Raw genomic sequence first — 13,913 nt, 5'->3', positions numbered from 1 at the left:
ATTAAATAACAGGTCTTGGCAATACCTTTGCCCTTTGGGCAATTTCAGGGACTTTGTGCTCCCACTCAATGGCCATCAGGTGGACGCCTGCAACGCCTTTCATCTGTTTGAACTCTTCAATCTGTTCAAGGGCAAAGCAGATGCCCTCTTCTGACTGATCTTTTTTATCCACTCCTTTGAGGCGGTTGATCAAATCATCGGGGATGTCCATCCCAGGAACAAATTTTTTCATAAAATTTGCCATGCCAACGTTTTTCATGGGGGTGACCCCGGCCAGAATGTGGCAGCGCTTGTCAAGGCCCATGTCCACCACTTTTTTCATGAAGTCCCTGAACCTGTCCATGTTAAAGATACACTGGGTCTGGATAAAATCAGCCCCTGCCGTGATTTTATTGGCCAGCCTGTGCACCCTGAATTCGTAGGGGTCGGCAAAGGGGTTGCAGGCGGCTCCCACAAATAATTTTGGGGGAACATCAATGACCTCATCATTTAAGAATTTTCCCTGGTCCCGCATTTTTTTTACCAGGGCAATCAACTGCATGGAATCAATATCATGAACATTTTTTGCCTGGGGGTGGTTGCCAAAACTCTGGTGATCCCCTGAAAGGCAAAGCATATTTCTTATTCCAAGGGCGTGGGCTCCCAGGATATCGCTCATCATTGCCAGGCGGTTACGATCCCGGCAGACCATCTGGAAATTGGGTTCAAGTCCTTCTTCTACCATGAGTCTGGATGCGGCAAGGGATGACATCCTTACCACGGCGGTCTGGTTGTCCGTCACATTAACGGCATCCACACAGCCCTTGAGATATTGGAATTTTTCTTTGAGATGCGCTACATTGGCTCCCTTTGGCGGGCCGCATTCTCCTGTAAATGCAAAATAACCGGCCTTCAGAACCCTTTCAAGATTGCTTCCTGATTTTAGCTCACTCATTTGGGTTATCTCCTTTGTCTTTATATGTTTCCTTGAATCAATTCTTCTCTGATGCTTTTTCGGGGTCCACCATCCCTTGCGCTTCTCCAGTCTTTAAACGCTTTGACCCCCATAAGATCCCCCATCTCTCCTGCCTCCATCTTTTTTGTGACAATGGCATCCCAGACGCAGATCGTGTCTGGATTTACCTCGCATATTCCCTTGGATGATCCGCCACAGGGACCGTGCAATAGGCTTTTGGCGCAACGGGCAATGGGGCAGAGCCCTCCAAAATCATGGATGCTGCAGGTGCCACAGCCGGCACACCGTTCTTCCCAGATTCCGTGTTGAACAGCGCCCCCGAAAAAGGTGGTATTGACCCCTGGATAGAATTTTTTTTCCCGGTACATTTCAGACAAAAACTGGGGCCCCACACCACAGGCAAGGGAGACAACAGATTCATAGTCATTTACGATATCTTTGATCTGGGCCACATATTCATTGTCACACTGTCTTTCGAGGACCCTGACATCAATATCAATATCGTTTCCCTGTTGTTTTCTTGCAATCTTAAGGGTTGATGCCAATATCTCAGATTCTTTCACCCCCCCGACATTACAGACGGTAACGCATCCCTTACATCCGAGGATGAGAATCTTTTTATCGGCTTTTATCATGGCCAAAATTTCCTGAATAGGCTTGCGGTCTGCTACTATCATGATTCACCTCTTTTGTTTGTCTGGTGTAATTTAGGCTGCGTGAACCTTTTTGACCGGCGTCGGCCCTAATTGCCGTATTCGGTCAACCATTTCCCTGGCAATTTCGGCAAATCTTGCTCCCTGGGCAGAAGAAAGGTTGAACATCTCAACCCGTTCAGGTTCAATGCCAAGCTCTGTTAATGTCTTTTTGACATATTCAACCTTTTTGCGCGCCTTTAGATTGCCCTGGATGAAATGGCATTCACCTTCAAGACAGCCGGCGACATATACCCCGTCTGCTCCATTTTCAACGGCATTGAGCAGATGAATAATATCGATTCTTCCTGTGCACGGCAGTTGAATGATCTTAATGTTGGAAGGATATGAAAGCCTCATGGAACCTGCCAGGTCCCCTGCAGCATAAGCTCAGTACTGACAACAAAAAGCGATTATCCTGGGTTCAAATTCTTGGGTCATCATCAACCTCCCTTAATCTATGCTTTTTATGGTTTATGCCACCTCAAAAAGGGCATTGGTCTTTGCCATGATCTGCTGGTCTGTGAAATGTTTAAGGACAATTGCCTTGCCCGGGCATTCTGCCACACAGGCGCCGCATCCGTGACATTCTGAAGCATCAATCAGTGCATATCCGTCCGGGTGTATGCAGGGTATCGCATAGGGACAGGTCCGAACACAGGTAAGGCAGGCAGCACATTTTTCAGCCGTCACCTCTGCAACCACGCCGCCGACCATGAGAGAATCCCTGGATATGATGGTCATGGCCCTTGCAACCGCAGCCCTTGCCTGGGCAATGCTCTCTTCAACGGGCTTTGGATAATGGGCCAGGCCCGCCACAAACAATCCCTCCGATGCAAAATCAACAGGCCGAAGCTTTGCATGGGCCTCAACAAGGAAACCTTCATCGTTTACAGGCACTTTGAATTTTTCAAAAAGAGTTTTGTTGTCTGCCGGTACAATACCCGATGCCAATACCACCAGATCCGGATGAACCATTAAGGGTATCCCCAGGACATGATCCACCATTGAAAATTCCAGCGCTTTACTGGAATTTTCAATGAGCCTTGGTTTTTTTTCAAGGTCATACCGGAAAAACAGGACGCCCAATTGCCTTGCCTGCTGGTAAAGTTCTTCCCGGAATCCATAGGATCGGATGTCCCGATACATAACATAGACACGTTTTTTCGGGTCCATCTCTTTGAGGGCAATGGCGCTTTTCAGGCTGTGGGTACAGCAGACCTTGCTGCAGAAAGGGTTTTCCTCGTTTCTCGAGCCAACGCATTGGATAAAAACAATGACCGAGGCAAGCTTGATTCTGTCATCATCGTCCCGTAAAACCGCATCCATATCCAGGTGGGTCAGTACATTTGGATGGTCGCCATAGAGATATTCCGAGGGCTTATATTCCTTTGCCCCTGTGGCAAGTATGGCTGCCCCGTGTTCAATGGCACTCTGTTTGCCGTTGGATTTAACCTTGGTAAGAAAATTGCCCATGGCACCAGTAAAAGACTCAACTTCGGTATCAAAATATAGATGGATGTGCGGATTCGCTTTGGTTCTTGCAACCAGATCCTCAAGATAATCTTGGATGCTTTCTCCCTGCCAGGTGGAGTTGAGTTTGGTTGCCACTCCGCCAAGCCCGGATGTTTTTTCAACCAGATGAACATCAATCTTCTGGGCAGCTGCACTGAGGGCGGCTTCCATGCCTGCCACTCCCCCGCCTATGACAAGGAGAGACTTTTTAATATCCAGGCTCACCTGGTGCAGGGGTTCAATAACGCCTGCCTTTGCAACGGCCATTCGAACCAGGTCCTTTGCCTTTTGGGTGGCTTTAAGGGGTTCTTTCATGTGGACCCAGGTATTTTGATCCCTGATATTGGCCATTTCAAACAGATATTTGTTGAGACCTGCATCCCGTATGGTCTCCTGGAACAATGGTTCATGGGTTCTGGGGGAACAGGATGCCACCACCACCCGATTGATCCCTTTTTCAATGATCACCTGTTTGATATGATCCTGACTGTCCTGGGAACAGCTGAAAAGATTGTCCTCAACATGGACCACATGGGGCAGACCGGCTGCATAATCCCTTATTGCGGGCACATCGGCAATGCCGCCGATATTGATGCCGCAATTACAGACAAAAACCCCTATTTTCGGGTCCTGGCCGGAAAAATCAATTTCGGGCACAAGCTCCCGGGTTTTGGTCTGGCTCCACCTTCCGTTCGTCAGCGCCATGGATGCACTTGCTGCTGCAGCCGATGCCTCCATGACAGAGCCTGGTATATCTTTGGGTTCCTGGAAGGTGCCGCAGACATAAACCCCTTTTTTACTGGTAGACACAGGGGACAAATCAGCTGTTTTGGCAAACCCGTGGTAATTGAGTTCTATCCCCAGTTTTTCTGCCAGAACCCCGGCATCCTTGTTGGGTGCAAGACCTATGGACAGAACCACCATATCAAAAACCTCTTCAATGGTATTGCCGGCTTCAGAAGAGTAAACAAGCCTATAGGTATCGTCTGGTTCCGGAAAGACCGAATGAATTCTGGACCTGATGAACCTGACCCCATTGTCATCTTCGGCCCGTATATTATACTTGTCAAATTCCTTGCCATGGGTTCTCATGTCCATGAAAAAGATGGCCGTATCAAGATTTTGGCCACTGTGTTCCTTAGCAATAATGGCCTGTTTGTTGGCATACATGCAGCAGACACCGGAACAATAGGAGTGGTCGCCCTTGTTGATGTCCCGTGATCCCACACATTGGAGCCAGGCAATTTTTTTAGGTTCTTTATTGTCCGAAGGCCGGACCAGGTGTCCGCCATAGGGCCCTGATGCAGAAAGAATTCTTTCAAATTCAAGGCTGGTCATTACATTGGGGCTGTGGCCATAACAATAGGTGGTCATCACACTTGGCTCAAAGGGCGTAAACCCCAAGGAGAGAATAATGGCCCCCACATTTATGTCATGTTCCTTTTGCACCATGCTGTGATCCACGGCATGGGCAAGGCAGGCATCCACGCATTGCAGGCATTCGGAACAATAGCTGCAGTTAAGGCATCTTGCTGCTTCTTTTGTACCTTCTTTTTTGCCATACCCCAGTTCAACCTCATTAAAATTGCCATACCGCTCTGCAGGCGTAAGTTCCGGCATTTTATACCTATTTTCAAATTTATACTCCTGTTCATACTTCTGGGGAATCGGCCTGTATTCAGGGTTTTCAACGACGGAAACCTGCCTTCCCTCTTCCATGTCAAGGCCCGTAAGGTATCGAAAAATGGACTCTGCAGCCTTCATGCCTGCTGCCACGGCAGCAATGGCAACACTGGGACCTGTCTGAAGATCACCGCCTGCAAACACGGCTTTTCTGTCAGTGGCAAGGGTAAGGGGATTCACTTGGGCAGTGTCCCACCGGCTGATCTTTAATCCCCCAAGATCTTCCTGGCCGGACCGGTCTTGCTGGCCGGCCCGATCTTTCAGGGCCGAAAGATCGGGTTTTTGACCAATGGCCGGGATGAGCTGGTCAATTTCAACCTCATATTCACTTCCCGCCACAGGAATCGGGCGTCTTCTGCCGGATTTATCCGGCTCACCCAGCTTCATCTGAATCACCCCCAGGGCCTTGACCTTGCCGTTTTCCCCTTTTATCTGCCGGGGGGCTGCAAGATAGACTATTTTAACCCCTTCATCCAGGGCCGCAACGATCTCCTCTTCCCAGGCCGGCATCTCCTGCCGGGTTCTGCGGTAGAAAATTGTGACCTCCTGAGCCCCAAGCCGGACGGCTGACCTTGCAACGTCAATGGCAACATTTCCGCCGCCGATGATCCCCACCTGACAGCCCACCTGGGTCTTGCCCGTCAGATTAAGGTCCCGCAAAAAATCCACTCCCTGGCAGACGCCTTCAAGATCTTCACCCGGAATGCCCAGGGGTATTCCTTTGTGGGCACCCAGCCCCAGAAAAACGGCGTCAAAATTGTCGGCCAGAAGGCTGTCCACGGTAAAATCTCTGCCAAGACGGGTGTTGAGTCTTATCTGAACCCCCAGGTTGGTGATGATTTCTATATCTTGATCAAGAATTTTTCTAGGCAGGCGATGGTCGGGGATACCCACCCTGAGCATTCCGCCAGCCTCGGGCAGGGCTTCAAAAATGATGGCGTCAACCCCTTTTTTGGCCAGATGATAGGCCGTTGACAGGCCAGCCGGACCGGATCCTATGATTGCCACTTTCTTGCCAATGCCTGGGGCACATTTTATTTTTACCTCTCTTGGGTCAAAACTGTCTGCGGCAAGCCGTTTTAAATCCCTTATGGCAATAGGTTCATCCACATCGCACCGTCTACAGGCATCCTCGCATTCATGGGGGCAGATTCTGCCGAGCACACCGGGCAAGGGCAGCTGTTCCATGATGATTTCCAGGGCCTGTTCGTATTTGCCCTGCTTGACCATCTGGACATAGCCCTGGACATTAAGTCCGGCAGGACAGGTCAGAGCGCAGGGGGCCTTGTCTCGCTTTTCAATGGCAAAACCTGCGGGCATGGCCTGGGGATAGAGCTTGAAGGCAGCTTTCCTGTCCTTTAGATTTTCGTCAAAACCACTTGGCAATTCCACTGGGCAGATGGTTGAACATTCACCACAGGCGGTACATTTTTCAAGGTCGATAAACCGGGGGTTTTCCGTTAATTTTACACAAAAATCGCCTTCAATCCCTGTGACCGCTTCAATTTGAGTCATGGTTAGTATCTTGATATTCAGGTGTCTGCCGGCTTCCACAAGTTTCGGAGAGATGATGCACATGGAGCAGTCATTGGTGGGAAAGGTCTTGTCCAATTGTGCCATTGTTCCGCCAATTGCCGTGTTCTTGTCCACAAGGTATACAAAAAATCCTGAATCCGCCAGGTCCAGAGATGCCTGGATACCTGCAATGCCAGCACCCACGACCATTACCGAACCGTTTTCTTTTTTGGCCATTTGTATCCCTCCTTTTTATAGCCCTACAAGGGCCAGGTCCGGTCCAAGATAGGCGCGTTCGTTTTCGCCAAGTATGCCCATGGCAAGACAAATGATAGTCCACAGATGCACCACATGGAAATTTCCGTGATAGAGCCGCCCGATATCTTCGATCTGGCTGTGGCAGTTATGACAGGGGGCAATTACGTACGCTGCTCCTGTTTTGGCAAGCTGGTTGAATTTTGTCCTTCCATAGGCCTGTCTCTGGTCGGTAAACCCTGCCTGGAGGGCACCTCCCCCCCCGCCGCAGCAAAAATTATTGTCCCGGTTGGGCACGGTATCAATGAAATTTTCAGCGCCCACAACGGTTTTTAAAACAAACCTTAAGTCATCCACAATTTTATTGGACCCGCTTTTCCTTCCGATATTACAGGGGTCCTGAATTGTAAATTTTACCTTGAGATCTTGATTCCAGTCAGCATTGACAGCAAGCTTGCCTTCTCGTATCCACTGGGCATAGAGTTCAATAATGGTGACCAGCTCAAAATTGTGGGCAATCTTGTATTTGCGCAATCCTTCCAGGATTGCAAAATAGGAGTGTCCTCACTCGGTATTCACCACCAGGGGCGCCTTGATATTATGGTCAATATGATAGACAAATTCCTCAAGAATATATTTCCACCCCTCATCATCCGCCAGAAACATGCAATAATTTTCACCTGCCCACATCACAGACGGGTATGTCCAGTCAGCACCCACCGTGTGAAGAATCTTCCACAAAGGGCCCAGCTCATCGGGTTCTGTAACCGGTTCCCGTGAATTTTGGTTAAGGGCCATCATGGCACCCTCTCTGTCCACACTTACCTTTAAATCCTTAAATTCAGGCTGCTCTTCGGCGATCTCTTCTGCCACATCCGTGACGGTGAAAATAAAATCTTTTGTTGGCACCCCCATGGCATTGCCGGATCTGATGTGCTGATCGCAGGAACCCCGGATCCCCTTGGGACGATCTTCCCTGGGCACACTTTTGCGAAGATTATACACAAGTTTAGGAATGTCGACATTCATGGGGCAGACAAACAGACACCGGCCGCACATGCTGCAGACCCACATCCAATTGCTTTTTTTTATCTGATCCTCCATTCCTAAATTCAACATCCTGACAAGTTTTCGCGGATCCATATCAAATTGTTCAGAAGCCGGACATCCGCCTGTGCAGGTTCCGCAGGTTAAACACAGGTCAAAGCCTGCGTCGGGAATCGTTTCCAGGAGATGCTCCTTGAACTGGATGTCAAGTTCATCAATCTTAATTGCCTCGGCCATTTTAAATTCTCCCTTTATCTTAATTTGGCTGCATTCAGATATTGCACCAGATTATCGACTCCTCCTATGGTAATGATATGGACACCCTGGCAAATATCTCTCAAACTGTTAACCGTATCGGCAAATAGTTCCATGCTTGCTTTTTTTGTGTCGGTTGCGCGTGCAAGCTTCTGAATTACCCAGTCAGGTACCAGTCCGGATTTGAAATGGCGATTCAAAAATTTGCCCATGCCAGCGGTTCTTAAAACCATTACTTCGGCAATTACAGGGACTCGAAAAGGATCCACCTGTTTCATGAATCTGGCAAACTGATCCACATCAAAAATAGGCGTGGTTAGAAAATATCCTGACCCTATATTTATCATATCTTCCATCTCTTCCATTCCCCGTTTGGGCATTTCGTTGCCCCAGGGGGTTTGGATTCCCGACCCCAGGACAAACTCCATTTGCCTGTCAAGCTCTTTTCCCTCAATATTAATGCCCTGTTTTAAATGATCCAGAACCGAGCCAAGCTTGCCTGCGTCAACATGGAAGAACATGGATTCTTGAAGGCTGTTCCCGGTAATTCTGTAATCTTCTGTAAACACAAGGAGATTTTCAACCCCGGTGTCATGGGCCAGGGCCAGATCCTTTTGGAGCTGGAAACGATTCTTCTCCCTTGTGGTGGTCTGGTAAATGGCATTCACATTATTCTCCATTAAAAAGCCGCAGCTTTTAATGGTATCGGTCACCACCCCTTCCAATTCGATTTCCTGGACAGAGACACCGTCAACCCGGCCTTTTATCTTATTAAGGCTGTCGACAAGACCTCCCGGATCTTCATCTCCGAGGGGGACCTGTATCTCCGAGGTCACAACAAATCTCTTTTTTTCAAAGGATTCTTTTAATTTCATGATCTGCCTCCTTCCTATTTTAATCCAAGTAAGTTAGCCACTTCATCCTTGAGCTGGGGTAGGGGGATTGGCTTTGAAAGGCAGATATCAGCACCATATTCCTTCATTGTGGCGAATTTTTCATCGTCCAGGTATGCGGATAATACGAGAATTTTTATGTTTTTTGTCGCCGGGTTCTCCTTGATTTTTTTACAGACTTCATACCCTTTTATATCCGGCATCATAATGTCCAGAATTAAAAGATCAGGGCGAAAATGGTTCACCTGGAGACCCGCCTCAAACCCATCAGAAGCGGAAATAACCTCATAGTCGAATTTGTCTTCCTCCAGGGCCTGTACAATAGACTCGACAATAATCATGTCATCGTCAACAACCAGGATTTTTTTTCGGCCCAGTTCATCGCTGATTTCCGGAATCGGGATTCCCTGGGTCTGCATAAAGGACTCAAGGTTTGATTTTTTTATCCTCCGGTGGCCGCCAACAGTCTTGTATGCCTTTATATGACCGGCTTCCACCCAGTTGATAATGGTTTTAGACGAAACGTTGCAGTATTTGCTTGCGGTAAATACAGTCAAGGTATCTTCCATGGGACCTCCTTTTTTTGGGGATTTGGGAGTATATGAATTATAATTATTATATGAATTTCATTCTGTCAAGCACAAAAAATAAGCATAATAACTATAAATACTATAATAACTATTTCGCCGATTCGGATATTTCCCTGTTGCAAAGGGTCGCTGTTATCGTAACGAGAAAAAAATAAAGATTAAAAAAAATCCCTGATTTTTATAAAAAATATAAAAATCAGGGAATCACACCCCCTGTTGCCGAAAATTATCTACCGATGCGGTTAGAAAATAACGATGCTTTTATGGCATTTTACTCATCTGCAAGGGGAAGGGTGATGGTGAATTGTGTCCATTGTCCTTCCTGGGATTGAACAACAATATCGCCACCATGGTCCTTGATAAACCCATAGCAGACCGAAAGCCCCAGGCCAACACCCTGAACGCTCTCTGTCTTGGTGGTAAAAAAAGAGTGAAAGACTTTGTGGATATGCTCGGGCTTTATGCCGATTCCCGTATCTTTGATGGTGATAACCAGTTTTGAACTGATAATTTTTGTGGAAATTTCAAGCTCTCCGCCATCGGGCATGGCATACATGGCATTGGAAAACAGATTGATAAATACCTGGCGCAATTGATCCTTGGATCCAAGAATCAGGCCCGGGTCCCGGGATAGGTCAAAGCGGACCTTTATGCTGTTTTCCCTGAACCTTTTTTTGTACAAAAGCATCAATTCGTCAATAACGGTATGAATATCAATTTTTAGCCGATCTCCCTGGTCCGGTTTGGAAAAAGAGAGCATTTTTTTCAGCATGTCCGCCAGTCGTTCAATTTCAGACAAAGACATGTCCAGAAGTCGCCGCCTTTTGTTTTGGGGGGATATTTCGGTTTTCATCAGCTCCAGGGTGTTCATTATCCCAAACAGCGGGTTGTTGAGTTCGTGGGCAATTTGGGAGGTGAGCCTTCCCATGGCAGCCAGTTTTTCAGACTGAAGCAAATGCTGTCTGGCTTCACTCAATTGTCGTTCCGTTGTGAGCAGTTCTTTTAAATCTACAAATATCGCAACGGATGCAAGTTCTTTTCCTTGGTCGTCGTAGATGATGCTGGCGGAAAGATTGCCTTCAATCAATTGGTTGTCATCCCGTTTAAAGGTTAATGGATAGGAATTGAGCTTGCCCCTGCCCCCGAAATCATCATCTCTCATCATCTCCATGATTTTTTTTATCTGTTTTTTTGGGAAAATTTTCTGGATACTCATCGTCCCCACCACCTGGTCTGAACTGAATCCGAAAATATTTTCAGCCCCCTGGTTCCACAGCCGGATTCCTCCATTCATGTTCATTACCATGATGGCATTGGTAGAACAGGCAATGATCTTGTCCAGGAAATCGTGGGCTTCTTTTATCTGGTTTTCATGTTGTTTCCGCCGGGTCTGATCCACAACAATCCCTTCATACCCGAGAATTTCACCATTGGTATCATATCGAACATTACTCGTTAAAAGTATGTGAAGAATGTTGCCGTCCCGTTTTCGCCATTTTAATTCATAATCGATTACCTTACCTTTTTTTTCTATGATATCTGTATATTCCCGCCTGTCTTCGGGCCTTAAATAGACTTCCGTGGCAAGGTCAATGGCAAGAAATTCTTCTTTATCCTGGTATCCGAGGATTTTCAACAGGGCAGGGTTGACATCCAGAAAACGTCCCTGTTTGCTGCTGATAAACACACCGCATCCGACATGGGTGAAAAGCCTTTGATAACTTTCCCTGGAGGCTTTGAGAATGGCTTCCTGGTGTACGCTGTGGGTGATATCATTGTAGATGGACAGCTTGGACCTTGTCCCGTCCTGGTTGTTAACAGGATGTTCTGACAGGGAAAAACTTTTGTCAACAGAGGCAATATAAATCTGGCTGTGGCTGTTTTTATTTTGGATAAAGATTTCATCATATTTGCACCAGTCACAGGGTTTATCCGATTTGATCAGCACCTGGTGGCATTTTTTCCCCACCCCCTCTCCAAACAGGGCCTTCATGAATTTATTCATGTATTCAATGGTATAATCATCATTGACAATATAAATACCATCGTCAAACGCATCCAGTGCATCCAGCAGCCTTGAGGTATGATCCGTCATATCAAATCTCCTTTCGAGCAATTAGGGTGTCTGTTTTTGATTTATATGAAATTTACCATAAATCATGTCATGCCGCAATCTGTTAGGGTAGATGCCAAGCCATAAAATTGCCAGGATGTAAATAATTTGGACACCCTGCTTGTTCTCAGGGTGCTTCGGGCAGGCAGGAAAACCCTGGGATCATCAGGCATATCAACCGATAAGAGACCCCTCTCAGATTTGTCTTCATTCTGGTATGGGTTTTGCGTTTAAGAGTCGTGTTTCCTGGCCTGGAATAAAACGGGTGTCAAGGGAGGATCCATTATCAAAGGAGGGGAGTCTAAACAAATGAGTACAATGATGATCATACCCATGACCGTGATGGCAGGACTCGGATTTTTTTTGTCATTGGTGTTGGTTTTTGCATCACACTATTTTTTTGTCGAAGAAGATCCCGTGCTTGAAGCGATTAAGGCTGTATTGCCAGGAATTAATTGCGGCGGATGCGGATTTGCAGGTTGTGAAGGTGCTGCAAAAGCACTTATGGCAGGAAAGGCAGGTATTCATGTCTGCATAACCGCAGGCCCTGATGTCGCACCCAGGCTGGCCAAAATTTTGGGGAAAACCTGTGAATTCAAAGAACCCGGGATTGCGCAATCCGGTTGTATAGGAGCAGGTTATCCCGGATCAGACCGGGCAGCGCGTCGTTATTATTATCTGGGTCTTGGGGACTGCAGGGCTGAAGCCCTTTTGTATGGCGGATCCCTTGTGTGCCTCATGGGCTGTCTCGGACACGGGACCTGCATCAGGGCATGTCCGTTTAATGCCCTTGAAAAGGCAGAGAATGGGATGCCCCAGGTGAACCCTGACCTTTGCAGAGGCTGCGGTATCTGTAGTGATATCTGTCCAAAGGGTGTGTTGTCTGTGGTGGGCAATATTTCAAAATTAATTCATCTGGATCAGGCCCATGAATGCCTGGCCCCCTGCCGTCAAAAATGTCCGGCACAAATTAATATTCCCCAATTTATCCGGCAGATTCACATGGGGGATTACCCGTCAGCTCTGTTGACGATTAAGGAACGAAATCCCCTGGTGATTTCTGCAAGCCGTGTCTGCCACCATCCCTGTGAAAATATCTGCCGCCGAAATATTGCAGACCAGGGGGTTGCCATTGGACAACTTGGACGGTTTGTCGGGGAATGGGAGATGAATTCAGGGAGCCGTGTGCCACTGCCCTGCGCACCGGATACAGATTACAAGATTGCAGTGGTGGGCAGCGGTCCAGCCGGGCTCTCCTGTGCCTATTTTCTCAGGCGTCTGGGCCATCATCCCACCTTGTTTGAATCCAGAAGCCAATTGGGAGGGATGCTGCGCTATGGTCTTCCTGAATACAGGCTTCCCAAATCAGTGGTTGACTGGGAAATCGAGGGCATTTTAAATCTGGGAATTGAGGTCAAGACCCAGTGTGCATTGGGCCGTGATTTTTCCATCGCAGACCTGATGGACAAGGGATTTAAAGCGGTGTTTCTGGGGCTTGGCGCATGGATAGTTCCCCCTTTGTGTGTCAGGGGCGAGTCGGCCCATGGCGTGACTGGCAGCCTTGACTTTCTTTCCAGGGCCGGATCAGACATCACCACCCTTAAGGGAGTCAGGGTGGCGGTTATCGGAGAATCCAATACCGCCATGGATTGTGCACGGACCTGTGTCCGTCTCCAGGCAGATTGTGTCACCCTTATCTGTCCTTGTGACGATCGACATATGTCGGCTCGGAAACGGGATATGGAAAGAGCCGTGGAAGAAGGGGTTAAAATCCATTTTCTCGCAATTCCATCCAGGGTATGTTCCGACCTTGCGGATCAAGTAACCGCAGTTGAGTACCACTCCATGATGCCTGCAGCCTGTAAGCCCGGCGCCCCCATTTTGGCCTCTTCGGACAAGAACCTTTCCGAAAGCATCAATGCCATTGAAGTCCAGTTGGTCATTGCCGCATATGAGCGGGAACCAGACCTGGAATATCTTCTCCATGATCCAGCGGTTGACGGTCAATTCAAGGCCTCTCCCAGGGGAACCCTGGCGGTAGATCCGGACACGTTCATGGCTTCCCCCAATGTGTTTGCAGCCGGGGATCTTTATACGGGAAGGTCAACCGTTATCAATGCCATTGCTGATGGTCGCAGGGCAGCAAGATCCATACACCTGCAGCTTACCTCGGGTCAAGTATCCATGCCCAAAGATTTACGCAGAAAACTCAACAAAGACAGTATCATCAAAGATGTTCACCTGACACGTCATCTCCCACGGGTGACGGTGCCGGAAATTGGGCCAAAGATTCGGATACAATCGCTGTCCCAGGATATTGTCGGTTCCATCACCGATTCCCAGGCCCGGCAGGAGGTTGTGCGTTGCCTTCAGTGCGGTACGACCTGCTATGACAAATAA

At 47.9% G+C, this 13,913-nt stretch carries 9 protein-coding genes; 1 reads left to right on the top strand and 8 read right to left on the bottom strand.

The features are described from left to right. Position 1: 1 nt before the first annotated feature. The 8 genes from ACZ45G_RS17640 to ACZ45G_RS17605 all read right to left on the bottom strand — a co-directional run bounded on the left by ACZ45G_RS17640 (position 2) and on the right by ACZ45G_RS17605 (position 11,495). On the bottom strand, positions 2 to 934 hold the full coding sequence (locus ACZ45G_RS17640) for a methylenetetrahydrofolate reductase (protein ID WP_464171799.1): 933 nt from the start codon (positions 932 to 934) through the stop codon (positions 2 to 4). Positions 935 to 954: 20 nt separating this feature from the next. Continuing rightward, on the bottom strand, positions 955 to 1,632 hold the full coding sequence (locus tag ACZ45G_RS17635) for a methylenetetrahydrofolate reductase C-terminal domain-containing protein (protein WP_464171798.1): 678 nt from the start codon (positions 1,630 to 1,632) through the stop codon (positions 955 to 957). Between the two features lie 30 nt (positions 1,633 to 1,662). Continuing rightward, a complete protein-coding gene (locus tag ACZ45G_RS17630) occupies positions 1,663 to 2,088 on the bottom strand; it encodes a hydrogenase iron-sulfur subunit (protein ID WP_464179971.1) in 426 nt (141 codons plus the stop codon). Between the two features lie 33 nt (positions 2,089 to 2,121). Beyond that, entirely contained in the window at positions 2,122 to 6,597 is a 4,476-nt protein-coding gene (locus tag ACZ45G_RS17625) for an FAD-dependent oxidoreductase (RefSeq protein ID WP_464171797.1), read from the bottom strand. A gap of 15 nt (positions 6,598 to 6,612) precedes the next feature. Continuing rightward, entirely contained in the window at positions 6,613 to 7,899 is a 1,287-nt protein-coding gene (locus tag ACZ45G_RS17620) for a (Fe-S)-binding protein (RefSeq protein WP_464171796.1), read from the bottom strand. A gap of 14 nt (positions 7,900 to 7,913) precedes the next feature. Continuing rightward, positions 7,914 to 8,792: a methylenetetrahydrofolate reductase gene (locus ACZ45G_RS17615; RefSeq protein ID WP_464171795.1), complete on the bottom strand. Its 879-nt coding sequence runs from the start codon at positions 8,790 to 8,792 to the stop codon at positions 7,914 to 7,916. Positions 8,793 to 8,806: 14 nt separating this feature from the next. Then, on the bottom strand, positions 8,807 to 9,379 hold the full coding sequence (locus tag ACZ45G_RS17610) for a response regulator (protein ID WP_464171794.1): 573 nt from the start codon (positions 9,377 to 9,379) through the stop codon (positions 8,807 to 8,809). 292 nt (positions 9,380 to 9,671) lie between these two features. Continuing rightward, positions 9,672 to 11,495, bottom strand: coding sequence for a PAS domain-containing sensor histidine kinase (locus ACZ45G_RS17605; RefSeq protein ID WP_464171793.1), 1,824 nt, complete (start codon positions 11,493 to 11,495; stop codon positions 9,672 to 9,674). A 327-nt stretch (positions 11,496 to 11,822) separates the two neighbouring features. Here ACZ45G_RS17605 and ACZ45G_RS17600 point away from each other — a divergent pair, with 327 nt between their 5' ends. Continuing rightward, on the top strand, positions 11,823 to 13,913 hold the full coding sequence (locus ACZ45G_RS17600; RefSeq protein WP_464171792.1) for an FAD-dependent oxidoreductase: 2,091 nt from the start codon (positions 11,823 to 11,825) through the stop codon (positions 13,911 to 13,913).

Source organism: Desulfoconvexum algidum, assembly GCF_055382125.1.
The sequence above is the reverse complement of the archived record's forward strand: the minus strand, read 5'-3'. Positions and strand labels throughout refer to the sequence as shown.

Coding starts and splice junctions, on each gene's coding strand:
- ACZ45G_RS17635 (WP_464171798.1), bottom strand. CDS start 1,632: ATGATAGTAGCAGACCGCAAGCCTATTCAGGAAATTTTGGCCATGATA.
- ACZ45G_RS17640 (WP_464171799.1), bottom strand. CDS start 934: ATGAGTGAGCTAAAATCAGGAAGCAATCTTGAAAGGGTTCTGAAGGCC.
- ACZ45G_RS17600 (WP_464171792.1), top strand. CDS start 11,823: ATGAGTACAATGATGATCATACCCATGACCGTGATGGCAGGACTCGGA.
- ACZ45G_RS17610 (WP_464171794.1), bottom strand. CDS start 9,379: ATGGAAGATACCTTGACTGTATTTACCGCAAGCAAATACTGCAACGTT.
- ACZ45G_RS17625 (WP_464171797.1), bottom strand. CDS start 6,597: ATGGCCAAAAAAGAAAACGGTTCGGTAATGGTCGTGGGTGCTGGCATT.
- ACZ45G_RS17615 (WP_464171795.1), bottom strand. CDS start 8,792: ATGAAATTAAAAGAATCCTTTGAAAAAAAGAGATTTGTTGTGACCTCG.
- ACZ45G_RS17605 (WP_464171793.1), bottom strand. CDS start 11,495: ATGACGGATCATACCTCAAGGCTGCTGGATGCACTGGATGCGTTTGAC.